We start from the raw sequence: 25,060 nt of genomic DNA on the forward strand, positions 1-25,060 counted from the left end.
GACGCCGACGACGTTACCACCGAAGTGAAAGGTCACTATCACTTCGTCGGGGCGGGTCGGAGAAACCGATCTTCCCCGGTGCTTCGGGTGCCGAGAAGGGGCCCCGAACTGCGATGACCGCCGCGCGGGCGGCTGATAACCGTGAACCCGTCCGGTGGCACCTTGGTGGTAATTACGCTGGTGGCACTCACAGGTGTGGCACCCACGGCGGTGGCACTCGCGGCGGTGGTACCCACGGCGATGCCGTTCAGCGGCCGGGCGGGCGGTCTCCGAGGGCTGCCGTGATGGTGGCGCCCGCGGTAGCGCCGCCGGCGGCGTCCGGCGCCTGGATCCGCGCGATCTCGACCTGCCGCCGCCCGACCCCGGTGGACACCGCGGCGCGCACGGCCGTCGCGAAGACGGCGAGGCTGAAGCTCGCCACCAGCGCGAGGTCGACCCAGAACGGCAGGACGCCGCGCCCGGAGAACTGGCCCAGCCAGGACAGAACCGCCAGGCCACCGAGCCACGGGCCGATCCACCAGGCGGCGCGCCACTCCAGGTCCGCCCGCCGCCCGGCGGGCCGGGTCACCCGGTAACCACCGAACACCGCCAGCCCGACGGCGATCGCGGCGAACAGCGCCCGGTTGGTCCGCCAGCCGGCCCAGTAGATGACCAGGTTGGCCGCGGCGAAGCCGAGGGGAGCGAGGATCCGCGCGGCGGGCAGGCGGTACGGGCGGGGCCGCTCGGGGTCGGCGCGGCGCAGCACGGCCAGGCAGACGGGGGCGAAGCCGTACATGACGAACGTCGCCGAGCTGATCAGNCGGACCAGCTTCTGCCAGCTCGGAAAGGGCAGCAGCACCACCATGCCGAGCGCGGCGGCGAGCAGTACCGACACAATCGGCACCCCGCGCCGGTCGAGCCGNGCCAATGCCGCCGGCAGGCCCTGAGTGCGGGCCAGGGAATAGGACAGCCGCGCCGAGGTACCGAGATAGATCAGCGCGGTTCCCCCGGGGGAGACGACCGCGTCGATATAGAGCAGAATCGCCAGCCAGCCCAGGCCGAGACTGGTGGCAAGCGTCGCGAAGGGACCATAGTCGCCCGCGCCCAGCGGCCGGCTCCAGCCCGCGGCGAGCCGGCCCGGATCGACGGTGCCGAGAAAGGCGACCTGCAGCAGGAAATACAGCGCCGTGCCGGCCAGCGTCGCCACAATGATCGCCCGGGGAAGATCACGGTGTGGCCGTTTCGCCTCGGCGCCCATCTGCACGGCCTGCTCGAAACCCTGCAGTGAGAACACCNCCCCCGCGGGCAGCGCGGCAAAGACGCCCCTCGCGCCGAACGGGGCGAATCCGCCCCCCGCCTGGAAATTCGCCGGATGGAACGCGGTGGCTGTCAACGCGACGACGGTGACGACGGGAACGAGCACCTTCCACCCGACGGTGACGGTGGTGGTCCGGGCCAGCCAGCGCACGCCGAGCAGATTGACGGCGGTGAACACGAGCAGGGCGGCGGCGGCGAGGGCGAGACCGGCGCGGGTCAGGGTGCCGTCGTCGTCCACCAGCCCCGCAGACACGTGGTCGAGGTACGACAGCGCCGCGGTGATCTCCAGCGGAGCCAGGGCGACGGCGGGAATCCAGGCCACCCAGCCGGCGACGAACCCACCCAGCGGCCCGAGGACCAGCCGGGGATAGCGGGCCGTGCCGCCGGCGACCGGGTAGGCCGCGCCGAGTTCGGCGTAGACGAGGGCGAGCAGGGTGGCCAGCGCACCGGCGATCGCCCAGGAGACGACCGAGGCGGGCCCGGCTGCCTCGGCGGCGGTGAGCGCGCCGAGCAGCCAACCGGAACCGATGACGGAACCGAGCGAGATGAAGGTCAGGCCGGTCAGGCCGAGCTGGCGGTGCAACCCCGCGCCGCCGCCGTCCGCCTGCCCGCGTACCGTCTCCCCGCGCACCGCCTGCCCGCGCACCGTCTGCCCGCGCACCGTCTGCCTGCGCACCGTGCGGCTCCGTCCCGGCCGGTCTCGGCGGCGACTGCGCCGGCGGCGCCAAGACCTATCACAGGGCGGGCGTCGGATCCCGGAACGCGCGCCGCAGGTGCGCGAGCGCCTCGCGGACCGCCGGACCGTGCCCGCCGCGCCAGATCAGGGCGAGCCGGGCGGGCGCCTCGACGTCGTCGACGGTGCGGGCGGTGAGCCGGTCGGCGTAGTCCGCGGCCATCGAGGCGCTGAGGATCGCGACGCCGAGGCCGCGGGCGGCGAGGTCGGCGAGGGCGTCGGCGGCGCTGGCCTGCAGGGCGATCGGCGGTCGTCGGCGCTGCACGGCGCAGGCCTCGTCGAACACGGCACGCAGGCCTGTACCCGGCGGCATGCACACGATCGGGTAGGACTCGAGGTCGCGCAGCGTGACCCGGCGGCTCCGGGCCAGGGGATGGTCGGGCGGTACGGCCGCGACAATCCGCTCNCTGACGATGGTCAGNGACTCCAGTCCCTCGACGGTGGCCTCCGCGGTGNCGATGAGGGCGAGGTCGAGCGCGCCGGCGCGCACCTGGTCGGCGAGGCGGTCGGAGGAGTCCTCCAGCAGCGAGACCGTCACCCCGGGATGCGCCCGGTGGAAGGCGGCGAGGGCGTCGAACAGTGGCGTGATGGTGCAGCCGATGATCATGCCGAGGTCGAGCCGGCCGCGGATCAGACCAGTCACCTCGCCGACGGCCTGGCTCACCGCCCCGGCGGCGGCGAGGGCGGCGCGGGCGTGTTCGAGCGCGGCCTTGCCCGCGACGGTGAGCGTGACGGTGCGCGCCGAGCGGTCGAACAGCTCGGCGCCGAGCTCCCGTTCCAGCTGGCGGATCTGGGCGCTGACCCCGGACTGGCTGATGTGCACCCGCTCGGCCGCCCGGGTGAAGTTCTCCTCCTCCGCGACCGCGACGAAGTACTCCAACTGCCGCAACTCCATAACTGGCGATGCTAGTCATTGCCAGAGCGATCTGTGGAGCTTCTGCATCGATGGCGGCGCGCGGAGCGTCTCCTACCGGACTGCCGCCTCCAGCTCGTCGCGGCTGCCGTACACCCGCAGCGGGCCGCCTAGTTACCGGGCGCCACGCGTGATCCGGCTGCTGCGATGTGCGTAGGGCTGGGGTCGTCGAGCGGACGATCAGCGGGACGGCAGGCCGAGGTTCGCCAGCGCCTCCCGCAGCCGGTGCCGGCCGGACAGCGACTGCGGGCCGGCCAGCCGGGCCAGCACGCGCTCGCTCCACGTGCCGGGTAGCCCGTGCCGGGCGTTGTACGCGCCCAGCCGCTCGTCGTAGGCCGGGATGTGCGCGTCGGCCGCGGCGGCGTCATACCGCTCGTGGTGCAGGACGGCGCCCTGCGGCAGCCGCGGCTTGATGCCGGCGTGCTCGGCCGGGTCGGGGGTGCCGACCGCGAGCCCGAACGCCGCCGCCGCGTGCGGTGGCAGGCCAAGCTCGGCCGCGATCTGCTCGGGACGGTTGCGGACCGCCCCGACGAACACCGTGCCCAGGCCGAGCGACTCGGCCGCGACGACGGCGTTCTGGGCCGCGAGGGCGGCGTCGACGAAGCCGAGGATCGTCGATTCCAGATAGTCGGTGCCCTCCGGCACCCCGCCGGTTCCCGCGGCGTCGGCGAGCCGATGCACCCGGCTCAGGTCGGCGACCCAGATCAGAAACAGCGGTGCCTGGTCGATGAACCGCTGGTTGCCCGCCAGCGCCGCGAGCCGGGCCTTGCGCTGCGGATCCCGCACGGCAACCACGCTCCACGCCTGCAGGTTCGACGACGTCGACGCGGACTGGGCGGCCGCGACCAGCGCTGCCAGCTCGTCGTCGGTGACCGGCCGGGGCGTGAACCTGCGCACCGACCGGTGCGCGAGCTGCAGCGTCACGATCTCGCTGGTGACGTGAAGCGTCGCCGCCGGATCCGCGTACCGCGCGGTGATCGTCATGGGGGTCCTCTCGTGGTGGTCCGGGGAAGGCCGGCGACCCAGGGCTACCCGGCCGGGTGGTGGCGGTTGCCCTGGCGGAGGGCCGCGTCCAGCTCGTCGCGGGTGACGAGGGAGATCGCGCGGCCGTCCCGCAGGACGACGGCGGCGGGGTGGCGCGGGCCGAGCGCGAAGCGGCCTCGGAGATCGTCTGGCCGCCGCCGACGGCCGGGAGCGGGTCGACGAGGTGATCCAGCACCGGGCTGTCCGCAGGGATCCGGCCCGCGGTGATCGCCGCCCCGAGCGCGGCGGGTTCGACCCGGCCCAGGATCTCGGTGGCGGACAGTCCGTGCCGGCGCCAGGTGGGCCGCGGGGNTCGCCGGGTTGTCGTACTGGTTCGCCAGCCATGCGCCCGGAATCTCGTCCCGACGATCACCCGGTAACCTCGCTGCCGGCCGATGATCGCGAGGCCGATCCCGATGTTGCCGGACGTGGCCTCGACGATCGTCCCGCCCGGCCGGAGCAGCCCGTCGCGTTCGGCCTGGAGCACCATCGACAACGCGGCCCGGTCCTTCACGCTGCCCCCGATGTTGAGGAACTCCGCCTTCGCGTAGAGGGGGGTCGCGATGCCGCGGCCGAGCCGCGTGAGCCGGAACAGCGGAGTCTCGCCGATCGCGTCGAGGACCGACTCGTGGACTGTCATGACACGCGCGCGTCCGCACCGACGAGGATCTTCCGGAAGCGATCCGCCTCGCGCCCAGGCGCCGCGCCGCCTGTTCCACCGCCGTCAGCACCGCGGCCGACACCCCCCGGCCGCGGTGGGCGGGCTGGACGTACAGGCGCTTGAGTTCCAGGTCGGCACCCAGCCAGCGCAGCGCGGCATGCCCGACCGGGAGCCGGTCGACGGTGTAGGCGACACCGGTGTAGGCGACCGTCTCCGCCCCGACGGGCTGGCCGGACGCCGGCGGCCGGGTGNCCAGCCGGTCGGCGTAGCGCACCCGCATCTCCGCGACCATCGCGTTGCGCAGTATCATCGCCNCCGGGTCGTCCCAGTCGACGCTCTCAATATGGATCATCGATTCGGGTGCCACGCCTGCTCCAGATCGACGAGGGGCCGCACACCGGCCGCGCGAGGGGGATCGGTGTGTCCAGTATTCTCCACTTTCCCGGTCGGTAGAGGGGGAATGGTGGCGACCGTGACCAGGGCGGTCACCGGCCCGCGGCACCCAGGGCGGTCACCGGCCCGCGGCGGCGGTGCCGGCGTCGCTCCCGTGTCGGCGTCGCTCCCGTGTCGGCNCGGCGTCGCTCCCGTGTCGGCGTCGCTCCCGTGTCGGCTTCGTCCTATGGCTTCGGCAACTGTTGCTGTCTCGCCAGCGGCTGTGGGAACGTCGGTCCCGTGCGAGTGATGAGCAGGTGAGCGAGCATTCCGTCGCCCAGACCCTCGAGCAGGCGCTGCAGATCGTTCAGGTCGGCGAGGATGACTTCCAGTCGGTGAGCCTGGTCGACACGGGCGGCTACCCGCTCTACGGCGGCCAGATCCTCGCCCTGGCCCTGCGTGCGGCGGCGATGACGATCGAACCCGACCGCCGGCCGCACTCGCTGCACGGTTACTTCCTGCGGGCCGGGCGGCTCGACGCCCCGGTGACCCTGCACGTCGACCGCGATCGCGACGGCCGCTCCTTCTCGGCGCGCCGGGTCGTCGCCCTCCAGGACGACAAGGTGATCTTCTCGATGGTCACGTCGTTCACCCGGGGCACGGGTGACTTCGTCCTCGACGCGGCGCCGCGGCTGGGCCGCACCTACACCGAGCCGCCGGACAAGCACCGGATGCTCCTGCTCGACCTGTGCGAGTTCACCCCCCGCCGCCAGCAGGGTGACCGGTTCTTCTTCCCGGACCACGCCGAGATCCTCCCCGTCGGCCCGCTGTCGGACGACTGGCTGACCCACACCTGCGCCATCGCCTACATGTCCGACATCGGCACCGGCTTCGGCCAGCTCGCCGATCCCGGCATCGCCAGCACGGAATCCAGCGTCAGCCACTCGATCTGGTTCCACGCCCCGGCGCGGGCCGACGACGGGATGACCCTGGAGATGTGGCCCAGNAGCNCCGCCAGCGGGCTCGGGCTGTACTCGGGCTCGGTCCGGGACGCCGCGGGGAACCTGGTCCTCGCGATCGCCCAGGAACAGCTCATCCGCTCCCGCCGGCCGACCCCCGACGCGGCGGCCTAGGGCTTGCGGGCGACGGCGCCGTAGAAGCTGACCTGGGCGTCGGTGAGATCGGTCGGGGCCGCNCCGTCCGGGCGCCAGCGGTGCACGATCTGCAGGCCGGGATCGAGCAGCTCGAGGCCGTCGAAGAAGCGGGCGACCTCGGCCCGGGTCCGCGCCTGCGCGGGGATGCCACCGGCCCGGTAGGCGGCGGCGAGCCGTTCCATCCCTTCGTCGTGGTCGGCGGTGGCGTGGGTGAGGGTCAGGTAGCTGCCGGACGGCAGTTCCCGCAGCAGCCGACCCAGCAGGCCGCGCGGATCGTCGGCGTCCGGGATGAAGTGCATGATCGCGATCAGGGAGAGCGCGACCGGCCGGGTGAGATCGAGGGCCGCCCGCAGTTCCGGGGCGGCGAGGATGCTCGCGGGGTCGCGCAGGTCCACGTCGAGGTAGGCGGTCGTGCCCTGCGGGGTGCTGGTGAGCAGCGCGCGGGCGTGGGTGAGCACGATCGGATCGTTGTCGGCGTAGACGACCCGGGCGTCGGGCGCGACGGCCTGCGCGACCTCGTGCAGGTTCGGGCTGGTGGGAATGCCGGTGCCGATGTCGAGGAACTGGCGGACCCCCGCCTCGCCGGCCAGGTGCCGGGTCGTGCGGACCATGAAGGCCCGGTTGGCGTGGGATGCGACGCGGGCGTTCGGGAAGGCGGCGAGGGCCTGTTCGGCGGCCGCCCGGTCGGCGGGGAAGTTGTCCTTGCCGCCGAGGTAGTAGTCGTACATCCGCGCCGAGTGTGNCTGGTCGATCTTCAGGTCGACCGGGCGGCGCTCGCCTGCCAGGGTCGTCCACCATGTCGCGTCTCCCGAGCCCTCGACCCCGGACTCGAGCGGCTCTCCGCTGGTCACGCGCGACCATCTCCCTTACGTACCAGGCGATCCACGGCCATCACCCTAGTACGGACCGTTATGGCGGGATCGCTGGGCCGGGCGTCAGTCGACCCAGTCGGCGGGCCAGCGGATGTCCGCCGCGGTGAGGCGGGGCCGTTCGGTCGCGGGCCAGGGAGCGTCCAGGTCCTCCTCGACGAGGGCGAACAGCCCGTGGTCGAACGGTTCGCCGGGCGGCACAGCGGTCTGGACCAGCCGTTCTCGCCGTCCGGCGCGCTGGTGGGTCAGCGCGCGGTGGTGACAGTAGGGGTTGTTGCCGGGGCGACCGAAGACGGTGTGGGCGGTCCAGGTGCAGCCGCCGCGGCAGACCTCCGCGAAGGCNCAGCCGCGGCAGAAGCCCCACAGCTTCCCGGTCGCGGCCGGTGTGCCCGCCGTCAGGTTGATGCCGAGCTCGGGGGCGTCGCGGAGCAGGTCGGTGAGGCTGCGGTCGCGGATGTTCCCCCCGGCGTAGTCCCGCGTGGGCAGCGACGGGCAGCCCTTGATCGTGCCGTCCGACTCGATGCCGAGGGTGGACAGCCCGGCCTGGCAGCCGGTCCAGAAGGCCGCGCCCTCGGGGGAGCGCAGCAGCCGTTCGTAGGGGCCGTAGTAGCCGACGTTGTTCCCGGCGTGGATCCGGACACCGTCCTGGCGGGCACGCCGGGCGATCCGGGCGAGCACCGGGAACACCTCGAGCAGCTCGACGGGCTGGAGCAGCAGGTCGGCGTGGTCGGCCGCATTGCCCATCGGGACGGTGAGCTGCCACTGCCAGGCGACGGCACCCGCGGAGCGTAACCGCCGGTACAGCTCCGGGAGCTCCGGCGTGGTCAGGCGGTTGAGCTGCGTGTTGCAGGTCGCCTCGACCCCGGCCGACCGCAGGCGCTCCATCGTCAGGAAGCACGACTGCCACGAACCCGCCCGTCCGCGGAGTCGANCATGGGTTGCGGTCATGCCGTCCACGGACACCGAGCACTGGGTGACGCCCGCGGCCCGCAGACCGCGCGCCATCGCCGCGCTCAACCGGTAGCCGCCGGTCGTGACCGTGCAGCCCATCCCCCGGCGGGTGATCTCGGCGGCGATCGTCAGCCAGTCCCGGCGCAGGAACGCCTCCCCGCCGATGAGCGTGACCTCGTCCACTCCGACCGCGTCGAGCTGGGCCACCACGTCGAGGGCCTGCCCGGTGGACAGCTCCGCCGGGCGCCGGGCACCGGCGCGCGAGCCGCAGTGCCCGCACGCCAGGTTGCACGCCAGGGTCAGCTCCCACACGGCGTAGGTCCGCCGCCGTCCCCGCACCGCGTCCGGGTGGCTCCCGGACGGTGACCGGGCGGCCGGGGCTGCGGCGGCCCGACCCGCGGCGGCCCCGAACGGGCTCACCGCCGGAACAGCCGGCGCAGCCAGCCCCGCCCACGCCGAGCGGGGGGCCGACCTCCGTCGTCCCACGCCGGCAGCGGTGGACCGCCATAGACCGGCGTCGGCGCCGGCGGCGGGCCCTGCTGCCAGGGCGGCACGGAGGAGGGCCCGGCGGGCGGTGGCGGTGGGCCGGTGGGCAGCCAGCCGGCGGGCGCGATGAGCGTCTCGTCGCCGGTCTCCTCTCCGGCCTCCTCTCCGGCCTCCTCTCCGGCCTCCTCGGCAGCGAGCCGGGCGGCGATGTCGTCGGCGCGCCGCGGGCCGACCTGCGCGTCCCAGTCGGGACCGCGCGGCAGCCGGGGATCCGGCCGTTGCTCCGGTGATTCGCCCCTCGTCATCCCCCACCCCCGTTCCGGTCCATCATCGTCGATGGGGCGTTCGGCGCCTACGGACGGGTGGACATCCCCGCGAACCTTCGACAGCGCGGGGGTGGGGCCCGCACGGGCGATGCCGTCCGGACCCCGTGGACCACGCGGGGCTCAGTGGGCGGCGCTGAGCTGCGCGATCTCGTCGAGGGTGACGTCATAGATGACCTCGGTGGGGGTCAGCGGGATCGCGGTGGCCACCGCGCTGTCGGGGTAGACGTCGACGCGGGTGTACTCCCCGCCGACCATGCCGGTCAGCCGGTCGGCCGGGNCGAGGGTGCGGGCGCTGTAGGCGGTCGCGCCCGCCACCCAGACGGGTACCCCGCCGATCACCCCGGCGGAGGAGTGGTGGGCGTGGCCGGTCAGGACGATCCGGACGTCGGTGCCGGCCAGCACGTCGGCCAGGTTCGCGGGCTCCGCCAGCAGGTACTTGTTCACCATGGCGATCGGCGACGGCACGGGCGGGTGGTGCAGGGCGAGGACCGTTCCGCCGGGTGCGGGGGTGGCCAGCTCGTCGGCGAGCCAGCGCAGCTGAGCGGTGCCGAGGAAGCCGCCGTGCTCGCCCGGTTCGGTGGTGTCCAGGACGATGATCCGCAGGTCGTCGACCCAGTGGACGTAGTCGTAGGCCTCCTCCGTCGGCTCCGCGCCGAGCAGTCCCGCCCGGAACGGGCCCCGCGCGTCGTGGTTACCGACGGCGTAGAGGACCGGCGCGCCCAGCCGCTCGGCGACCGGTTCGACCAGGTCACGCAGGCGCTGGTAGGCGACGAGGTCCCCGCTGTCGGCGAGGTCGCCGGTCAGCAGCAGCGCGCCGACCTTCAGGGTGGACGCCTCGATCTGCTCGAGGGCGGTGCGCAGCCCGGCGTGGGAGTCGACCCTGCCGTGGAGCAGTTCGCCCTCGCGGACGATGTGGGTGTCGCTGAGCTGGATGAGGATGTGGCTGGGGGTGAAGTCGTTCGGGTCGAGAGAGCTGGACATGGGAGCCCCTAAAGATCGTGATGGTCGGAGGTGACGACGGCTGTCGGGTGCGGGGGAGCCAGGAGCGCGTCGACCAGGCGGTCCAGCGCGTGCGCGGTCGCGCCGTGCGCGAGCAGGTACGAGCGGGTGTCCCCGAAGCCGGCGCGGATGCGGTCCAGCGCGCGCAGGATGAGCTCCGGCGGGCTGGCCAGCATGGCCGGTGCGACCGCGGCGCCGTCCGCCGAGGTCCGGGCCGACATCCGCAGGACGGCNGCGGCGGCCTCGTCGCGTAGGAAGTGGGACGTCAGGGCGAAGTCCTCGGCGATGACCTCGACGGGCACCCCGGCGAGGTCGAGGACCAGGGCGATGACCAGGCCCGTGCGGTCCTTGCCGGCGCTGCAGTGCACGATCGCCGGCAGTGCGCCCGGCGCGGCGAGGGCGATGACCGCGGCGGTGAGGCGGCTGCCGCGCTGGTCGACGGCGAAGTCGAACACGCCGGCCAGATCGCCGTCGGCCCCCGCGGCCCGAACGGCCGCCATGCCGGCGGCGGCGCCGACGGCCACCGACTCGCCCGCGCCGCCTCCGGTGCCGCCGCCGCCGTTGCCGTCGCCGCCGCCGGCACCGGCACCGGCACCGTTACGGTCGGCCGCCTGGCCCACGGCGGCCTGCGCCGCGGCGGGCAGGGTGAAGATCGGTACCCGGCGGTGGGTGGCGGGCAGCCGGCCGAGGGCGTCCGGGTCGTGCTCGACCTCGGCGTCCTCGCGCAGGTCGACGACGGTACGCAGGCCGATCTGGGCGAGCACCGCCCGGCCGCGCCCGTCGAGGCCACGCAGGGCGCCGGAGCGCAGCAGCGTGCGCCACCGCACCGTCCGGCCGTCGGCCGTCGGGTAACCACCGACGTCACGCAGGTTGATCGTGCCGGGCAGCGGCAGGCTCCGTCGAGCCGGCGGCGCCGCGATCACCTCCGCGATCACCTCCGCGTCGGGGGAGGCGGGGGCGTCGGGGGCGGCGGGGGTGGATGGTGCCTGGGTGGTCACCGGGTTCACCGGGCCGGCATGAGGTCGGAGGCCTGCTTCTGGGCGCTGGCCAGGGTGGCGGCGGGGTCCTTGCCGCTGAACACGGCGCCCTCGACCGCTGTCATCATCGTGTCCTGGATCTGCAGGTAGTTGTCGCCGGGGAAGGCCGCCCACGGCTGCAGTCGGGTGAGCTGGTCGAGGTTGGGCCGGATGAGGGGGTTCGCCTTCGCCCACGCCTGCAGGCCGTTCGGGTCGTCGATGAGCCCGGTGCGCAGCGGCAGGTAGCCGATCTTCGAGGAGATCTGGGTGTAGGCGTNGTCGCTGGTGAGGAACTTGATCAGTTCCCAGGCGGCGCGCTGCTTGGCCGGGTCCTTGCTGAAGATGGCCAGGNCCGAGCCCGAGTTGGTGGGGACGACGGGCTTCGAGCCGAAGCCCGGTTCACCCGTGGCGCCGAGTTCCCAGTTGTTCGCCTTGGCGCCCGCCATCAGGGCGGCCTGCACGGCGCTGCTCTCGACCATCATGCCGAGCTGGCCGCTGCTGAACGCCTTGAGCGCCTGCTGCTGGTCGAGGTTGGGCATCGCCCCGCTGCGGACGAGGTCCTGCGACATCGCGACGGTCTCCACGGCGGGCGCGTCGGCGAAGGTCAGCCTGCTCGCGTCCGGCNCCATCACCCGGCCGCCGTTGGAGAGCACCATCGACTGCCAGCACCAGTCCACCGTCTGCTTGGTCAGGCAGTTGACCTCGACGCCTTCCTTGCCGGTCCTCGCCTTGATGGCCAGCGCCGCGGCCCTGACGTCCGCCCAGGTCTTCGGCGGGTTCGCCGGGTCGAGACCGGCCTGNGCGAACAGCGTCTTGTTGATCCACATCACCGGCGTCGAGAAGACGTACGGGACGGCGTAGGTGCGGCCGTCGACCTCGCCGAGCTTCGGCACGGACGGGGCGTACGGGTGCGCGCCGGCGTAGTTCGCGGCGAGGGCGCCCTTGCCGACGAGGGTGTCGATGGGCGCCGCGCCCAGGCTGGTGGCCGCGAACCGCAGCGCGTTGAAGGTGATCTGGCCGACGTCCGGCGGGTTTCCGGCCAGCACCTGGTTCTTGATGCTGGTGGTGTACTCGTTGCCGCTGGTCACGCCCTGCGGGGGCTGGCCCTTGACGGTGATGTTCGGGTGTTCCTTCTCGAACTGGGCGATGAGGCCCTCGACCACGGGCTTCCAGGTGCCGGTGCTCAGCAGGTTGTAGCTCTCGAAGACGATCGAGACCTTCTGGTCGGCGGCGAGCTGCGGGATCGTGCCGGTCGCGCCGGCCGGGGCCTGAGCGGACTCGGACGTGGACGAGTCCGTCGCGCAGGCGGCGGCCAGCGCCGCCACCAGCGTCACGGCGGCGGCGGCGCGCAGCAGGTGCGGACGGGGCAGTCGCGGCTGGGACAGACGCGGCTGGGGCAGACGAAGCCGGGGTCGGTGTTCACCAGCCGGATGCTCAGGAGCCCGGCGTTCACGAGCCAGGCGTGGTCGAGCCACGGGCATGCTCCTTGGGAGAGGGTGGGCGCCGCGCGCCAGGTACGGTCGTTCCGGGAGATTGCGTACTCCCGGTTCGTCGTTACGTCGGTAGCGTCCGATGCGCAGGTGAACGGCCTACGACGGTCGGGAAACGGATGGCCGTCACTTACCGCAACGAATTCGCCGGGCCTGTCTCCGTCTGGCGGGATCTTCCCTGGTCGGGGCCCCGGTCGGATCCTCGGTCGGTGTACCGATGGTGACGGGCCGGAGGCGGGTGTTGGTCGGCGTCAGGGCCGGGAGGGCGTTGCCCTCACCTGGACAGGTCGTCGAAGATCGGCTTGACCAGCTCGATGAGATGGTCGACGTCGACCTGGATGGTGCGATCGNCCCGCCCGCTGCCGCAGCAGACGACGCCCATCCGCCGGACGGCGGCGTCGAACACCACGACCACTCCCGGGACCGCGCACACCGGGCTCGCCCCGCCGGGCTCCATGCCGAGGTCCCGCAGATCCTCCGCAGCCGCCTGGCTGAGTTTCGCGCGGGAGGTTCCCGCCGCCCGGGCCAGCCTGCCGTAGTTGACCCGACCGGTGACGGGGAGCGCGGCGAGGACGAAACCGCGGTCCGCATTCCTGAANACCATCGTCTTCAGGAGCCGCTCGGTCGGAAAGCCCAGCAGCTCCGCGTCCGCCGGCCCGACGATCGGCTCGTGATCCACTGCCGTGAAGGGCACTCCGGCGGCCAGGAGCACTTGTTCCGGGGACGAAATTCCGTCCGGTCGGCACCCCAGCTCGGACATGAACGGGCCTTTCTTCGACGGAACGCGGAACCTGCCGTCCGGATACGCCGGCCGGACCACCGTATTCCGACGCTCCTTCATTCCGGCCGTCGGCCGCCGGCCGCCGGCTACCGGGTGTGCGGTCAGGGTCGGCGGCTGACGGCCAGCTTCACACCCAGTCCCATCATGACAGCGCCCGAGGCCCCGCCGATGGCCGACAGCCGGCGCGGTGACCGCGCCAGCCAGGTGCGGGCGGTTCCGGCGAGCAGTCCCCACGACACATCCGAAACCAGGGCGATCGCCACGCAGATCAGGCCGAGGAACAGCAACTGGACGGGCGCATCACCCGCCGAGCGGTCGACGAACTGCGGCAGCACCGCGGTGAAGATGAGCACTCCCTTGGGATTNCCGATTCCCACGACGAAGCCGTCGCGCAGGATGCGGCGGGACGTGTACGAGGACGTCGGCCCCGCGATCGCGACGGTGAGCTCGGCGCGATGCCGCCAGGCCTGCCAGCCCAGACATACGAGATAGCCGGCGCCGGCGAACTTGAGCACGGAGAACACCACCACCGAGCGTTCGACGACGAATCCCAGGCCGCACGCCACCGCCATGACCTGGACCAGCATCGCCGACTCGTTGCCGAACGCGGTGAACACCGCCGCCCGCCGTCCCAGCGAGACACCCCGGCTGACGACGAAGAGCACGCTCGGCCCGGGCAGCACGATCAGCGTGGCCACGACCAGCAGGAAGGACGCGAACCGCTGGGTGTCGATCACGGGAACTCCTCGGTCTCGGTCCCCCCGGTGGCGGTCCCCGCGGTGGTGGTCATCGCGGTGGTGGTGATCGCGGCGAGGGCGCGGCGGGCCTCGTCGGCCCAGTGGGTGGCACCCCAGCGTTCGGCGACCGTGCGCGCCTGCCGGAAGTGGTCGGCGGCGTCGGGGTACCGGCCGAGGAAGGCGGCGAGGGCGCCGAGGGTGTGGGCGACCGGCCGCAGCGCCAGCGACAGGCTCAGGGCGCCGGGCACCTGCCCGCGCAGCGGCAGCAGCGCGCCGTACATCGCGCGGGCGAGCGGGCGGTCCGCGACGGCGATGGCCGCCTCGGCACGCAGGACGGCGAGGGTGGAGAAGAGAAAGTCGGGCCGCAGGGGCGGGGCCGCGGCGTGCAGGCGAGTGGCCTCGGCCAGCCGTCCGTCGCGGGCCAGCGCGAGCGTGAGCAGGTCGATCATGACCGGTCCGTGCGCGGCCAGCAGATCGTCGGCGTGCGCGGCGAACTCGGCCATCCGGCCCTGCGTCAGGCGCAGCGTCGCGACGGCCAGCAGCTGGAAGCCGGCGGCGTGGATCGACCCGTGGCGCAGCATCCGGGCGCTCGTCTCGGTGTAGCGACGCTCGGCGTCGTCGAGGTCGCCGGCGATGTGCGCGAGCATCGCCTGCCCGTAGGCCCCGACGCCCTCGGCCTCCGGCATCCGGTACAGGCGGGCGAGGTGCATCCCGTCGGCGACGAAGCGGCGGACGCCGGTGACGTCGGAGTCGGCGACCGCCGCGATGGCCCGGGCGAAGTTGCCGAAGGAGCGGTAGGCGGGCAGGTCGTGCGCGACACCGATCTCGATCAGCTCCTGGCCGACCCGGTCCCGCTCCGGCCAGTCGGGCTCGTGGTTGCGCACCCGGGCCAGCGCGGTGAGGGCGAGCGCGCGCAGGGCGGGATCGTCCTGGGTCGCGGACAGCGCCACCGCCTCCTCGGCGGCCCGGCGGGGCCGGGCGTCGTCCTCCCCGGCGAGCTCGGTGGTCAGGGCGTCCAACAGCCGGCAGCGCACGGTGGCGTCGAGACCGGGCCGCTCGAGCAGGCGGGTGAGCACCGCGACGACGGGCGCGTCCACGGTCCCGTACGGCCGGCTCTGCCAGGGAGTGGGGTCCGTCCAGGCGGTGAAGGCGGCGATCAGCAGGTCCTCGCGACCGGCCGCCTCGGCGTGATCGACGGCCCGTTGCCGGCAGGCGCGTGCGGCCGCCACCGCGCCGGCGCGCACCTGCGCCCGCAGCAGCCGGCCGAGCAGCAGCACCCGTTCGGCGTCGCGATCGGTCTCGCCGCAGGCGTGGTCGCCGACGGGAAGGCGATCGAAGCCGTCGACCGCGCCCGCGAGCAGGTCGGCCGCCGTGTCGTGGGCGTAGCGGCGCTCGGCGGCCTGTGCGGCTCGGACCGCGTAGTCGACGGCGCGGCGTGCCGTCGCCGCCGAGGCGGCCCGCAGGTAGTGGTGGGCCAGCGCGGGGGTGTTGTCGGGCTGCAGCCGTTCGAGGGCGGCACCGAGCCTGGCGTGCATGCGCGTGCGGCGCAGCAGGCTGAGGTCGGTGCTCAGGGTGTCCCGGACGAGGGCGTGGGTGAACCGGACCCGACCCGGCGCGGGCTCGGTGAGCAGGCCGGCGATGAGCCCGGCGTCCAGGGCGTCNAGTACGCCGTCCTCGTCGGTGTTGGCCGCGTCGATGAGCACCTCGACGTCGGCCTCCCGGCCGGCGACGGCGGCCAGGCGCAGCACCGCCACCGACGCCGCGGGCAGGCGCGCGAGCCGCCGGCGCAGCACGTCACGCACGCCGTCCGGCACCTCGGACAGCGCGACGAGCGCCCCTTCGCTGGCGAGCAGGCGTGCGCTCTCCCGCACGTGGAACGGGTTTCCCCCGGTGCGTTCGGCGAGGGCGAGCACGGTGTCGGCGTCGACGGGCCGCCGGCAGACCGCGCCGACGACGTCGGCGATCGCCGCCCGCGACAGCCCACCCAACGCCAGGCGCCGTGGTGACCGGGCGGCCAGCCCGGCGAGTGCCTCGGTCAGGGCCGGGCCGACCTCCCCGTCGCGGTAGGCCACCAGCAGCAGGATCGGCGCGTCGGTCACCTGCGCGGCCACCGCGCCGAGCAGCGCCAGGGTCTCCGCGTCGGCCCAGTGCAGATCGTCCAGGATGATCGCCAGCGGTTNCGCCGGCGTCCGATCGGCGACGGTGCGCAGCCAGGCGATGACGGCCTGGTGGAGTCGGAACCGGCCGGCGGAGGCGTCGACGCGGTCCAGGCGGTCCGTGTCCGTGGACTTCTGGCCGGGCCGATGGCCGACTGCGCGGCCGAGATCGCTGCCGAGATCGTGGCCGGGCGTGGGGCCGGGTGGATGGTCGGGTGGATGGTCGGGCCGCTGGTCCGACAGGAGGGGTGCAAGGAGCTCGGCCAGCCGCGCCGGCGGGGGAGCGGCGTCGGCCAGCACCCGCAGGGCCTGCAACCACGCCCAGGCCGGCGGAGCACCCTCGGCCTCGGGACACTGCCCGGTGACGACCAGCCATCCGGTCGTGGCCAGCCGGTGGCGCACCTGCCGCAACAGCGCCGATTTCCCGGCTCCCGGCTCGCCGCTGATCAGGGCGATCCTCGCCCGGCCTGCGCCGACGCCGGCGGCTCTGACCTCGGCGGCTGTGACCTCGGCGGCGACGTCCGCCAGCGCGGCGAGCTCCTGCTCGCGACCGGCGAACAGCTCGGCGGCCGAAGCGGCGGCTGGAAGGGGTGGAGACGAGCCGTCCGGTTGCGAGGATCCGGGTGGCTCGGAGGGGGGCGCAGAGGGGGGCGCAGAGGTCGGCGCCGAGGGGGGCGCAGAGGTCGGCGCCGAGGGGGGCATCGCCGCGTCGAGGAGCTCGCGGTTCTGCCGGAGGATCGCCTCCTCCAGCCGGGCGAGTTCGGGTCCCGGGTCCAGGCCGAGCTCCTCGGTGAGCTGTCGACGGGCCCGGCGCAGCGCGTCGAGGGCGTCGGCCTGCCGGTTGCCGCCCCAGAGGGACAGGGCCAGCAGGCGCCAGCCCTCCTCCCGCAGGGGCTCGCGCCGGGTGAGCGCGTCCGCGAGCCGCACGGCGGCGGCCAGGTTGCCCGCGCGCAGCTCGGCGGCGGCGAGCATCTGCCGTGCCTCGGCGCGTAGCTCCGCCAACCGGGCGATGTCGGCGGTCGCCCACGACTCGTCGGCGACCTCGCCGAAGGCCTCGCCGCGCCACAGTGACAGGCCCTCGGAGATCAGCGCCCGGGCGGTGCCGGCGGCGGAGTGCCGGCGGGCCTCGCGCAGGAGCGACTCGAACCGCCAGGCGTCCACCGCCTCCGGGCCGAGCGCGAGGGCGTAGCCGGGGCTCGCGCTGAGCAGGACCGTCGCAGGTGTCCGCGGGGGCCGTTGCGGCTCCANCACCCTGCGCAGATTGGAGACGTAGGACTGCAGCGAGGTCACGGCCTTGGCCGGTGGTTCGCCGCGCCACAGATCCTCGATCAGCCTGTCCACCGAGACGAGCTCGCCGCGGGCGACGACGAGCCGGGCGAGGACCGCCCGCTGGCGTGGTCCGCCCAGGGTGACGGCGCGCCCGCCCACCTCGACCGCCAGCGGGCCGAGCACTCGGATCCGGACCATCGCCCACCGATCCTAGCCATCCGGCCGGTCCGGTTCCTCCGGTGAACCGGCGGACCGGCGAAGGGGCGAGACGGCTCCAACTCAGCTCCACGAGCACTCCAAGTGCCGATTCCGATGCTGGCTCCAGCACCACACAACAGTCCGAAGAAAGGGCAGGGCAATGAATCCTTCCGCAGCTCCCGACACCGAGGTGGAACGCCCGAACACGCGGGAAATGGTGATCGTTCATCGGGCCTTCCGCCGCGAGTCGCGGCTGCTGGCCGAGCTGACCGCCCGGGTTTCCGCGGGGGACACCGCCCGGGCGGCGGTCCTCGCCGGCCACTTCCGGTGGTACCAGCGAGGCCTGTCCATCCACCACCACGGGGAGGACGAGCTGGTCTGGCCGCTGCTGCTGGCCCGTCTGGACCTCGACGCCGATGTCGTGCTGCGGATGGAGGCCCAGCACGAGGGGGTCGCCGCGAGCCTCGCCCGCGCGCAGGCCGCCCTGGCCGCCTGGGAGTCCGGCGCGGACCCGGCGGCTCGGGACGCCCTCGTCGAGGCTCTCGTCGAGCATCGGGCGGCACTGGTCGAACACCTCGACGACGAGGAGGCGCACCTGTTGCCACTCGCCGCCGAGCATCTCAGCGTGCGGGAATGGCAGGCCCAGGGCGAGCACTTTCTCGCCAACACCCCGAAGAACGCGTTGCTGACCCTGCTGGGTNCCGTGTTGGAGGACGCGCGACCCGACGAGCGCACGGCGTTCCTCGCCGACCTTCCGCTGCCGGCCCGCGTCCTCTGGTACTCGGTCGGCCGGATCGTCTACGCGGCCCACGTGCGGCGGATCCGCGGCGGCCACCGACCCGTCGCCGACGCCGCCGACCAGGCGAGCACCGTCCACGGGGCGGCTCCCGCGACCGGATCGGCGCGGTAGACCATGACGACCGTCGGCTATGTGTTCTCGTGGATCGTCAGTGTCGCCATCATCTTCATCGGAATGCGGTTTCTGCTCGTGCCCCGGGCCGCCGCGGCCGCCTTCGGCGTCGCCGTGCCGGCGGACATCGGCCGGGCCGACGCCTACTTCGCGGTCAAGGGGATTCGGGACATCGCCTCGGGGCTCGTCCCGATAGCCCTGATCCTCGCCTCGACCGCACACNCACTCGGCTGGTTCATGATCATGATCGCGGTCGTCCCGGTCGGCGACGCCCTCATCGTGCTGCGCCATCAGGGGCCCAGGCTCACCGCGTACGCCGTGCACGGGCTCACCGCGGTGCTGCTGCTCGTCACCGCGGGCCTGCTGCTCGGCTGACGGCCGTGTCCCCTGTNGGACAGCCGACACCACCGCCGAGACCGAGTGGCGGCGGCGTCGACTTCCGGTCAGTGGCCGTCGACTCCCGCGGCGTCCACCGGAAACGCAGGACGGTGGCCTGGGAGCNCATCGCGGGCTTCTCGGTGCACGAAGGCAGGTTCCGGCTCTGGGAGGTCGATCGGAAGCGCGCCACCATCACGGCCCAGCTCAACGGCGTCAACGAGTTCCCCATCCTCGTCACCCTGCTGAAGGAGGCGACCACGCGCAGGGATCACGCAACCGACGCGTCCTGAGGGGAGCCGCCGAGATCGAGGCCAGGGAGCCGGGACCGGGCGTCGATGCGGACCGGGCGCGCATGCGGACCTGGCGCGCATGCGGACCGGGTGTGGATGTAGACCGGGTGTGGATGTAGACCGGTGTCGGTGCGTTGCCGTAAGGGGGAGAGCCGACCGGCGCTCACCCGGGTCCGGTTCGCCGGGCACTGCCGAGCGGCGACACTCGACGCGAGTGGCGCCCGACCGAGAAGAGGACGTGCAGATGGCTTCGGATCCCGAGCGCACGGTGGGTGTCGGCATCGTCGGCCTGAGCGCGAACGGCGGCTGGGCGGCCGGGGCGCACCTGCCCGCGCTGGCCGCCGTCGACGGCTTCGCGGTGCGGGCGGTCGCGGCCAGCAGCCCGCAGTCGGCGCGTGCCGCCGCGCAGGCCCACGGCGTGCCCGCGGCCAGCGACAGCGTCGAGGAGCTGGCCGGGCGCGACGACGTCGACCTGGTCGTCGTCTCGGTGAAGGTGCCGCGTCACCGCGAGCTGGTCCTGCCCGCGCTGGCGGCGGGCAAGGCGGTGCTGTGCGAGTGGCCGCTGGCAGCCGGCCTGGACGAGGTCCGGGAGCTGGTCGGAGCCGCCACGGGCGTGCGGTCGTTCGTCGGGGTGCAGGGGCGGTTCGCTCCCGCGGTGCGCTACCTGCGCGACCTGGTGGCCGACGGGTACGTGGGCGAGGTGCTGTCGACGACGCTGGTGGGCAACGGCGGGGTGTGGGGGCCGGTGATCCACCCCGGCGGTGAGTACCTGCTCGACCGCGACCTGGGTGCGACCATGCTGACGATCCCGTTCGGCCACACCGCCGACGCCGTCACCAGCGTGCTGGGGGAGTTCGCCGACGTCGTCGCCACCACCGCGACGCGGCGGCCCCAGGTCCGCAACGCCGAGACCGGCGCGGCCGTCCCGATGACGGCCGAGGACCAGATCGCCGTCTCCGGGACCCTCGTCGGCGGGGCCGTCGCGAGCANCCACCTGCGCGGCGGGACGCCCCGCGGCACCGGCTTCCTGTGGGAGATCAACGGTACCGACGGCGACCTGCAGGTCACCTCGTCCACGGGCAGCCTCAACTACGGTCAGATCACCATCCTCGGCTCCCAGGGCGGCGAGCCGCTCGCCGAGCTGACCACGCCGGCGTCGTACGACGCCTTCCCCGCCCTGGCCGGACAGCCGGCCGCCGCCGTCGCCCATGCCTACGCACAGATCGGCCGCGATCTGGCCGAGGGAACGACGGTGGCGCCCGACTTCACCCACGCGCTGCGCCGCCACGAACTGCTCGACGCCGTCGCCCGCTCCGCGGCCACCGGCCGTCGCGTCGAGGTGCCCGAGAAGTGACGTCACCTCCCGGCTGAGGGCTGAGGGCTGAGGGCTGCGGGCTGAGGGCTCAGGGCGTCCGGGCGGGGCGTCGCGGCGAAACCGTGGCGAGCCGCCACGCGGGACGGGCCGGGCGCGCACGGGGCGGCGTCCGGCCCCGCCGGTGCGCGGGGCGGGCAGAGGAGGTAGGCATACAGGGGTGAGCACACCCGAGCCGGCCGAGTTCCCGGCCTCCCACCGCGACCTGATCGACAACCCGCTGACNGGTGTCCTGACCACGATCGGCACGGGCGGTCGGCCCCAGTCGACCGCTGTCTGGTTCCTCCCTGACGGGCCGACGGTCAAGGTGTCGATGATCAGTACGCGGCAGAAGCTGGCGAACCTGCGGCGTGTCCCGGTGGCCACCCTGTTCGTGTTCGATCCCGCCAACCCGGGACGCACCCTGGAGATCCGCGCCGACGTCGAGCTCGTGCCCGACCCGGACAAGTCCGTCCTCGCCCGGATGACGGACCGGTACGGCGCCGACTTCGCCCGGCTCAGCGCTCTCGACCCCGAACGGACCACGGCCGTGCTGCATCCACGCCGCGTCGTCGTCCGCGGCTGAGACCGGGCCGCGGCGGGTCGGTCGGCTCGGCTCGGCTCGGCTCGGGTCGGGTCGGGTCGGAACAGTTTCCCGGTCGACAGGGTTGGAGACTGCGCGTGGCGGGCGCCGGTGCCTCGCCCCGGTCGTCGAGGAGCGCGGACCATGAAAATCGGGATCATCGGGGCGGGACAGATCGGCGGGACGCTGACGCGGCGACTGAGCGAGCTCGGCCACCAGGTGCGGGTGGCCAACTCGCGCGACCCGCAGACCCTGGCGGAACTCGCGGCGCAGAGCGGGGCCACGGCCGTCTGGGCGGCCGACGCCGCCGAGGACGCCGACGTGGTCATCATCAGCATCCCGCAGAAGAACGTTCCGAGCCTGCCGGCGGGCATCCTCAAGGGGGCGAAGCCGGGGGCGCCGGTGATCGAGACGAACAACTACTACCCCCAGCAGCGCGACGGGCGCATCGACGCGATCGAGGCCGGCACCCCGGAGAGCATCTGGGTCGCCGAGCAGATCGGTGCGCCGGTGGTCAAGGTGTTCAACGGGATCTTCTGGAAGCACCTGTTGGAGCGCGGCCGGCCGAAGGGCGCNGAGGNCCGCATCGCGCTGCCGATCGCAGGCGCGGACGGCCCCGCCAAGGAGCTGGTGTTNGCGCTGGTCGACGAGCTGGGCTTCGACCCGGTCGACGGCGGCACGCTGGCGGACTCGTGGCGTCAGCAGCCCGGCACCCCCGTCTACGGCGCGGACCTCGACGCCGCCGGCACCGTCAAGGCCTTGGCCGCCGCCTCCCAGGACCGCCCGGCGGACTTCCGCGCCTGACGGCAGCCGCCTGCGGACTCGACCGCGTCAGCCGACGGTCCCGCGCCCGCCGACCGTCCCGCGCCGCCGACGGTCCCGACGCCGCCGACGCTGGTGGCGCCGGTGGCGCACTGGCCGGATGGCCCTACCGTGAGAGGTACGGGAGGGTCCGCGACCGGACGGTCTCCGGCAGGCGGGGACCGTCGGAGCGCACCCGGCCCGGGAGGTCTGCATGCCGACCGCAGCCCTGCGCACCGTCAAGCTTCCATCCGGCGAACCGATTTCCGCTCTGGGCCTGGGAACCTGGCATTTCGCCGAGGATCCCCGCCTGCGCGATCAGGAGATCGAGGCGATCAGGACCGGGTTGGATCTCGGGATGTCNCTGATCGACACCGCGGAGATGTACGCCGACGGGGCGGCGGAGGAGCTTGTCGGCGAGGCGATCGACGGCCGCCGCGAAGGCGTGTTCCTTGTCAGCAAGGTGCTCCCGCAGCACGCCACGGCGCGTGGGACGATCGCCGCCTGCGAGGCCAGCCTCGCCCGGCTGCGCACCGATGTTGTCGACCTCTATCTCCTGCACTGGCGGGGGCCGGTCCCGCTGGCCGAGACGCTGGAGGCGTTCGTCGAGCTGGTGGAGGCCGGCAGGATCCGGCACTGGGGGGTCAGCAACCTCGACGTGGAGGACATGGCGGAGCTCGTGGAGCTGCCGGGCGGCGAGGCCGTGCAGACCGACCAGGTGCTGTACAACCTGAACCGCCGGGGCACGGAGCTCGACCTGCTTCCGTGGTGCCGCGAACGGGGAATCCCGATCATGGCGTATTCCCCGCTCGAGCTCGGCCGTCTGGCCCACGAGCCGGCGCTCACCGGGATCGCGACCAGCCATGGCGCGACACCGGCCCAGGCCGCGCTCGCCTGGGTGCTGGCGCAGGAAGGCGTGGTCGCGATCCCGCGTTCCCACGACCCCCGCCACGTCCGCGAGGACCGGGAGGCTCTCGACCTGCGGCTGGCCCCCGACGAGCTCGCCGACCTCGACCGTGCGTTCCCGCCGCCGCCCGAGCCGGTGCCGCTGGAGATGCACTGAGCCCGGTCGGCCCGCAGGCCGGCCGGCCCCGCCGCGGGTCGGTTCCCCAAGGCCGGCGGCGGTGATCAACTTCTCCGTTATAGCGGCACTTCTCCTGCCCTGCCACGAAATGTCTCCGCCGGTTCTTCCGCCCGGGGAGCCGTGTTTGAACCGAGCGTTCCTGGGCAGATGCGCGTTGTCGATGTTTTCTCGGTGTGATTCCGATCCCCTGGCCCGGAGACGGGCCTTCGACGGGGGGTTCTTCGCGCCATGCACCCGGACGACGACCCACCACGGCGCCGAAGTCCNGATCACGCGATACGTGGCGAGTTGGCGACTGTGCTGCCCGACGCGCTCGCCGAGTTCGAGTCCATTCTCGGTCATACTCCAGAGCGAATTTCGGGGGTGCGGAGGNCGGACGACGGTTGGTCGATCCTGGCGGATGTCGTGGAACTGGATCNCATACCGTCCACGACGAGCGTGCTGGCTACGTACCGGCTCGATGTGGATGCGCGCGGCGCGCTCGTGGGTTATGAGCGCCTACGACGATTCGTTCGGGGTGCTACCGACTAAGTTCCCCTGACCTTGCCAGGACCGCTGATGACCGTCGATCGAAGCCTCGCCACCGGGCCGTCTCGGGCACGGGCGTGGAGTGGGCCACGTTCCGACTCCCTCGCGGATGTGCTGGAACGGGTGCTCGACAAGGGCATCGTGATCGTCGGTGACGTGGTCGTCAGTGTGCTGGACGTCGAGCTGCTCACCCTGAAGCTGCGTCTGTTCATCGCCTCGGCGGACACGGNCCGCGAGATGGGTCTGGACTGGTGGACGGCCGATCCCTTCTTCAACTCCAAGGCACGCTCGTTGCGAGAGGAGAACGAGGAGCTGCGCGGCCGGCTGGCGGCCCTGGAGGCCGCCGGCCGTACGCCTGCGACCGAGGTCGGGCGGGGTCTGCCGGACCGGGCCGCGGTCGAGGCGCCGGCGAGGATGGTCGACGAGCGGCGATGGGCGGCCTCCGCCCCGGTCGCCGCCGCCACTCGACGGCCGTACCTGCCCTGGGCCGATTCCGTGGCAAGCGGAGGAGCGGTGAGCGCAGGAGCGCCGGACGCGACGAGGGGGGAGAGCCGCCATGCCCGCGGCGAGCGACGCTGACAGCCTCGCCGCCCTTGCCCGACAGCTCGCACCCGGCGTGCTCGAGGAAGCCGTCTCCGAGGCGCGCAGTGTGGCCCGGCGCCAGCTCGCGCAGCGCCTGGCGCAGGAGATCACGCGGGTCGTGTTCGACGCGGGGGTGCCGGGACTCGCGCAAGGGTGGACGGGCCTCGCGGAAGGGCTGTGGGGCGAAGGGCTGCCGGGCGAGGCGCCGCCGGGGCCCGACGAGGGGCTGCNGGGTGAGCGCGGGCTAGTGCGGGAGGCCGAGGTCCCCACCGACGACCGCGTGTCAGACGACCGCGTGTCAGGAGACCTCGCGGTCCCGGGCGGTGAGGGGACTGCGGCCGCATCCACGGGCGGGTCTCGCGGGCGCGGTTGCGGCGTCGACGTGGACCACGGCCTGTACGCCTACGGGATCGTACCGGAGCAGAGCCGTCACGTGTCCGATCTCGAAGGTCTGGTGGCCGGGACCGGGGTGCGCGCCGTGGTCCGCCCGCCGGTGGCCCTGGTGGTCTCCGACATCGAGCTCGCGCTGCTGCGTGACCTTGAACAGGACGTCTCGGAGACGGGGCGGCTTGCGGACCTTGCCCGCCGGCACGATCAGGTGCTGCGGGCGTTGGCGGAACGCGGTGGGGTGCTCCCGCTGCGTTTCGGCACGGTCCTGCCAGACGCGGAGCAGGCGTACGCGGTGCTCGATGATCCGGAGCAGACGCTTTCCCGCACGCTGGCCCAGGTTCAGGACACGAGGGAATGGGGCCTGCGGGTCGACGCGCCTCAGCCGGTGGCCGATGCGGCGCCTCTCGACCAGCCCATCGATCCTCCGGTGGAGGTGGCGGGACTCGCGCCGGGATCGGGGACGGCCTATCTTACGGCCCGGCGCCGGGAGATCCGGGCGCAGGAGGCACGCCGGGAAGAACTCGGCACGCTGATCGAACAGGCGGACGAGGAACTGACCGCCTTCGCCCGGGACACCGCGCGACGCCGGGGCGGCCGGGCCGGGCGGATGTTCNACTGCGCGTACCTCGTGCCGCGCTTGGCCGACGAGGAGTTCCTCGCGGCGGCGCGGACGCTGGTGCGGCGACTGACGCAGGCCGGTCTCGACGCCGAGATCACGGGGCCCTGGCCGCCG

The 25,060-nt window shown here is 73.5% G+C and carries 15 protein-coding genes and 36 pseudogenes; 18 read left to right on the forward strand and 33 right to left on the reverse strand.

Features of this window, described 5'->3' with window-relative positions; all coding sequences use genetic code 11:
* Positions 1–247: 247 nt before the first annotated feature.
* From UK94_RS59875 to UK94_RS20595, 7 genes and pseudogenes are all read right to left on the reverse strand, one after another.
* A pseudogene (locus UK94_RS59875) lies at positions 248–799 on the reverse strand (DUF4175 domain-containing protein); the annotation flags it as partial.
* A gap of 1 nt (position 800) precedes the next feature.
* Positions 801–901 (reverse strand): annotated as a pseudogene (locus UK94_RS59880) (hypothetical protein); the annotation flags it as partial.
* 1 nt (position 902) lies between these two features.
* Positions 903–1,274: pseudogene (locus UK94_RS59885) on the reverse strand (APC family permease); the annotation flags it as partial.
* A 1-nt stretch (position 1,275) separates the two neighbouring features.
* Positions 1,276–1,972 (reverse strand): annotated as a pseudogene (locus UK94_RS59890) (APC family permease); the annotation flags it as partial.
* 58 nt (positions 1,973–2,030) lie between these two features.
* A partial coding sequence (locus tag UK94_RS59895; RefSeq protein ID WP_235488935.1) for a substrate-binding domain-containing protein occupies positions 2,031–2,435 on the reverse strand: 405 nt, incomplete at its 5' end.
* 50 nt (positions 2,436–2,485) lie between these two features.
* Positions 2,486–2,924: pseudogene (locus tag UK94_RS59910) on the reverse strand (LysR family transcriptional regulator); the annotation flags it as partial.
* Positions 2,925–3,122: 198 nt separating this feature from the next.
* The gene (locus tag UK94_RS20595) at positions 3,123–3,926 is read right to left on the reverse strand and encodes an NADPH-dependent oxidoreductase (RefSeq protein WP_055751149.1); all 804 of its coding nucleotides are present in this window, start codon (positions 3,924–3,926) and stop codon (positions 3,123–3,125) included.
* A 56-nt stretch (positions 3,927–3,982) separates the two neighbouring features.
* Between UK94_RS20595 and UK94_RS59915 the strand changes: the two genes are divergently transcribed.
* A complete protein-coding gene (locus UK94_RS59915; RefSeq protein WP_162246915.1) occupies positions 3,983–4,153 on the forward strand; it encodes a hypothetical protein in 171 nt (56 codons plus the stop codon).
* A 125-nt stretch (positions 4,154–4,278) separates the two neighbouring features.
* On the opposite strand, the pseudogene UK94_RS59920 reads toward UK94_RS59915, so the two are convergent.
* Together UK94_RS59920 and UK94_RS74515 are read right to left on the reverse strand one after the other, a co-directional pair.
* Positions 4,279–4,605, reverse strand: a pseudogene (locus tag UK94_RS59920) (pyridoxal-phosphate dependent enzyme); the annotation flags it as partial.
* Between the two features lie 46 nt (positions 4,606–4,651).
* Positions 4,652–4,877 (reverse strand): annotated as a pseudogene (locus tag UK94_RS74515) (GNAT family N-acetyltransferase); the annotation flags it as partial.
* A 516-nt stretch (positions 4,878–5,393) separates the two neighbouring features.
* Between UK94_RS74515 and UK94_RS20600 the strand changes: the two are divergent.
* Together UK94_RS20600 and UK94_RS59930 are read left to right on the forward strand one after the other, a co-directional pair.
* Positions 5,394–6,004: thioesterase family protein (locus tag UK94_RS20600; protein ID WP_268761533.1), on the forward strand; the 611-nt coding region annotated here is incomplete at its 3' end.
* A 5-nt stretch (positions 6,005–6,009) separates the two neighbouring features.
* A pseudogene (locus tag UK94_RS59930) lies at positions 6,010–6,131 on the forward strand (acyl-CoA thioesterase II); the annotation flags it as partial.
* Here UK94_RS59930 and UK94_RS74520 read toward each other — a convergent pair.
* The 24 genes and pseudogenes from UK94_RS74520 to UK94_RS60015 form a co-directional block, all read right to left on the reverse strand.
* Positions 6,128–6,193: hypothetical protein (locus tag UK94_RS74520; RefSeq protein ID WP_268761534.1), on the reverse strand; the 66-nt coding region annotated here is incomplete at its 5' end. The pseudogene UK94_RS59930 and the gene UK94_RS74520 overlap by 4 nt on opposite strands.
* Before the next feature lies 1 nt (position 6,194).
* A pseudogene (locus UK94_RS20605) lies at positions 6,195–6,894 on the reverse strand (SAM-dependent methyltransferase); the annotation flags it as partial.
* A gap of 1 nt (position 6,895) precedes the next feature.
* Positions 6,896–7,003 (reverse strand): annotated as a pseudogene (locus UK94_RS59935) (SAM-dependent methyltransferase); the annotation flags it as partial.
* Positions 7,004–7,087: 84 nt separating this feature from the next.
* Positions 7,088–7,363, reverse strand: a pseudogene (locus UK94_RS59940) (heme biosynthesis protein); the annotation flags it as partial.
* A 1-nt stretch (position 7,364) separates the two neighbouring features.
* A pseudogene (locus tag UK94_RS59945) lies at positions 7,365–7,952 on the reverse strand (radical SAM protein); the annotation flags it as partial.
* A 1-nt stretch (position 7,953) separates the two neighbouring features.
* A pseudogene (locus tag UK94_RS59950) lies at positions 7,954–8,458 on the reverse strand (radical SAM protein); the annotation flags it as partial.
* Positions 8,389–8,763 (reverse strand): hypothetical protein, encoded by a 375-nt coding sequence (locus tag UK94_RS20615; RefSeq protein WP_055751152.1) that lies wholly within the window; start codon positions 8,761–8,763, stop codon positions 8,389–8,391. The pseudogene UK94_RS59950 and the gene UK94_RS20615, both read right to left, overlap by 70 nt.
* Before the next feature lie 299 nt (positions 8,764–9,062).
* Positions 9,063–9,765 (reverse strand): annotated as a pseudogene (locus UK94_RS20620) (metallophosphoesterase); the annotation flags it as partial.
* An 8-nt stretch (positions 9,766–9,773) separates the two neighbouring features.
* Positions 9,774–10,016 (reverse strand): annotated as a pseudogene (locus tag UK94_RS59955) (protein-tyrosine-phosphatase); the annotation flags it as partial.
* A 1-nt stretch (position 10,017) separates the two neighbouring features.
* Positions 10,018–10,790 (reverse strand): annotated as a pseudogene (locus UK94_RS20625) (tyrosine-protein phosphatase); the annotation flags it as partial.
* A pseudogene (locus tag UK94_RS59960) lies at positions 10,787–11,076 on the reverse strand (ABC transporter substrate-binding protein); the annotation flags it as partial. The pseudogenes UK94_RS20625 and UK94_RS59960, both read right to left, overlap by 4 nt.
* Before the next feature lies 1 nt (position 11,077).
* A pseudogene (locus tag UK94_RS59965) lies at positions 11,078–11,150 on the reverse strand (hypothetical protein); the annotation flags it as partial.
* Position 11,151: 1 nt separating this feature from the next.
* Positions 11,152–11,423 (reverse strand): annotated as a pseudogene (locus UK94_RS59970) (ABC transporter substrate-binding protein); the annotation flags it as partial.
* Position 11,424: 1 nt separating this feature from the next.
* Positions 11,425–11,599 (reverse strand): annotated as a pseudogene (locus UK94_RS59975) (ABC transporter substrate-binding protein); the annotation flags it as partial.
* 1 nt (position 11,600) lies between these two features.
* Positions 11,601–12,280: pseudogene (locus UK94_RS59980) on the reverse strand (extracellular solute-binding protein); the annotation flags it as partial.
* Positions 12,281–12,563: 283 nt separating this feature from the next.
* Positions 12,564–12,639: pseudogene (locus UK94_RS74525) on the reverse strand (hypothetical protein); the annotation flags it as partial.
* Between the two features lies 1 nt (position 12,640).
* A pseudogene (locus UK94_RS59985) lies at positions 12,641–12,887 on the reverse strand (YbaK/EbsC family protein); the annotation flags it as partial.
* A gap of 1 nt (position 12,888) precedes the next feature.
* Positions 12,889–13,130, reverse strand: a pseudogene (locus UK94_RS74530) (hypothetical protein); the annotation flags it as partial.
* A gap of 41 nt (positions 13,131–13,171) precedes the next feature.
* Positions 13,172–13,435, reverse strand: a 264-nt coding sequence (locus UK94_RS59990) for a LysE family transporter (RefSeq protein ID WP_235488937.1), incomplete at its 5' end; no start/stop codon positions are given.
* Position 13,436: 1 nt separating this feature from the next.
* A pseudogene (locus UK94_RS59995) lies at positions 13,437–13,807 on the reverse strand (LysE family translocator); the annotation flags it as partial.
* Positions 13,804–15,468, reverse strand: a pseudogene (locus UK94_RS60000) (transcriptional regulator); the annotation flags it as partial. The pseudogenes UK94_RS60000 and UK94_RS59995, both read right to left, overlap by 4 nt.
* Before the next feature lies 1 nt (position 15,469).
* Positions 15,470–15,986: pseudogene (locus tag UK94_RS60005) on the reverse strand (transcriptional regulator); the annotation flags it as partial.
* Position 15,987: 1 nt separating this feature from the next.
* Positions 15,988–17,210, reverse strand: a pseudogene (locus UK94_RS60010) (BTAD domain-containing putative transcriptional regulator); the annotation flags it as partial.
* A gap of 1 nt (position 17,211) precedes the next feature.
* Positions 17,212–17,430 (reverse strand): annotated as a pseudogene (locus UK94_RS60015) (winged helix-turn-helix domain-containing protein); the annotation flags it as partial.
* A 160-nt stretch (positions 17,431–17,590) separates the two neighbouring features.
* On the opposite strand from UK94_RS60015, the gene UK94_RS20650 reads away from it, so the two are divergent.
* From UK94_RS20650 to UK94_RS60065, 15 genes and pseudogenes are all read left to right on the forward strand, one after another.
* Positions 17,591–18,130, forward strand: a 540-nt coding sequence (locus UK94_RS20650) for a hemerythrin domain-containing protein (RefSeq protein ID WP_235488940.1), incomplete at its 3' end; no start/stop codon positions are given.
* Between the two features lie 213 nt (positions 18,131–18,343).
* The coding region (locus tag UK94_RS60020; protein WP_235488944.1) for a DUF4267 domain-containing protein at positions 18,344–18,562 on the forward strand (219 nt) is incomplete at its 3' end.
* A gap of 1 nt (position 18,563) precedes the next feature.
* Positions 18,564–18,715, forward strand: a pseudogene (locus UK94_RS60025) (DUF4267 domain-containing protein); the annotation flags it as partial.
* Positions 18,716–19,252: 537 nt separating this feature from the next.
* Positions 19,253–19,997: Gfo/Idh/MocA family oxidoreductase (locus UK94_RS20665; protein WP_235488947.1), on the forward strand; the 745-nt coding region annotated here is incomplete at its 3' end.
* Between the two features lies 1 nt (position 19,998).
* Positions 19,999–20,362, forward strand: a pseudogene (locus tag UK94_RS60030) (gfo/Idh/MocA family oxidoreductase); the annotation flags it as partial.
* 178 nt (positions 20,363–20,540) lie between these two features.
* Positions 20,541–20,605, forward strand: a pseudogene (locus UK94_RS74535) (PPOX class F420-dependent oxidoreductase); the annotation flags it as partial.
* 1 nt (position 20,606) lies between these two features.
* A pseudogene (locus UK94_RS20670) lies at positions 20,607–20,945 on the forward strand (PPOX class F420-dependent oxidoreductase); the annotation flags it as partial.
* Positions 20,946–21,053: 108 nt separating this feature from the next.
* Positions 21,054–21,517: NAD(P)-binding domain-containing protein (locus UK94_RS60035; RefSeq protein WP_268761529.1), on the forward strand; the 464-nt coding region annotated here is incomplete at its 3' end.
* 440 nt (positions 21,518–21,957) lie between these two features.
* Positions 21,958–22,106, forward strand: a pseudogene (locus tag UK94_RS60040) (aldo/keto reductase); the annotation flags it as partial.
* Position 22,107: 1 nt separating this feature from the next.
* Positions 22,108–22,806, forward strand: a complete 699-nt coding sequence (locus tag UK94_RS20680; protein ID WP_235488951.1) for an aldo/keto reductase — start codon at positions 22,108–22,110, stop codon at positions 22,804–22,806.
* Between the two features lie 309 nt (positions 22,807–23,115).
* Positions 23,116–23,199: hypothetical protein (locus UK94_RS60045; RefSeq protein ID WP_268761535.1), on the forward strand; the 84-nt coding region annotated here is incomplete at its 3' end.
* 1 nt (position 23,200) lies between these two features.
* Positions 23,201–23,245, forward strand: a pseudogene (locus UK94_RS60050) (hypothetical protein); the annotation flags it as partial.
* Between the two features lies 1 nt (position 23,246).
* A pseudogene (gene gvpO, locus UK94_RS60055) lies at positions 23,247–23,358 on the forward strand (gas vesicle protein GvpO); the annotation flags it as partial.
* A 27-nt stretch (positions 23,359–23,385) separates the two neighbouring features.
* On the forward strand, positions 23,386–23,584 hold a 199-nt coding region (gene gvpJ / locus UK94_RS60060), incomplete at its 3' end, for a gas vesicle protein GvpJ (protein ID WP_235488954.1).
* A gap of 735 nt (positions 23,585–24,319) precedes the next feature.
* Positions 24,320–24,940: GvpL/GvpF family gas vesicle protein (locus UK94_RS60065; RefSeq protein ID WP_268761530.1), on the forward strand; the 621-nt coding region annotated here is incomplete at its 3' end.
* Between the last annotated feature and the right edge of the window lie 120 nt (positions 24,941–25,060).

The sequence above is a fragment of the Frankia sp. AvcI1 genome, assembly GCF_001420875.1.
GTDB lineage: Bacteria > Actinomycetota > Actinomycetes > Frankiales > Frankiaceae > Frankia > Frankia alni.

Excerpts from the sequence above, each read along its gene's own strand:
- UK94_RS20595 (WP_055751149.1), bottom strand. The coding sequence starts at position 3,926 with ATGACGATCACCGCGCGGTACGCGGATCCGGCGGCGACGCTTCACGTC.
- UK94_RS20615 (WP_055751152.1), bottom strand. The coding sequence starts at position 8,763 with ATGACGAGGGGCGAATCACCGGAGCAACGGCCGGATCCCCGGCTGCCG.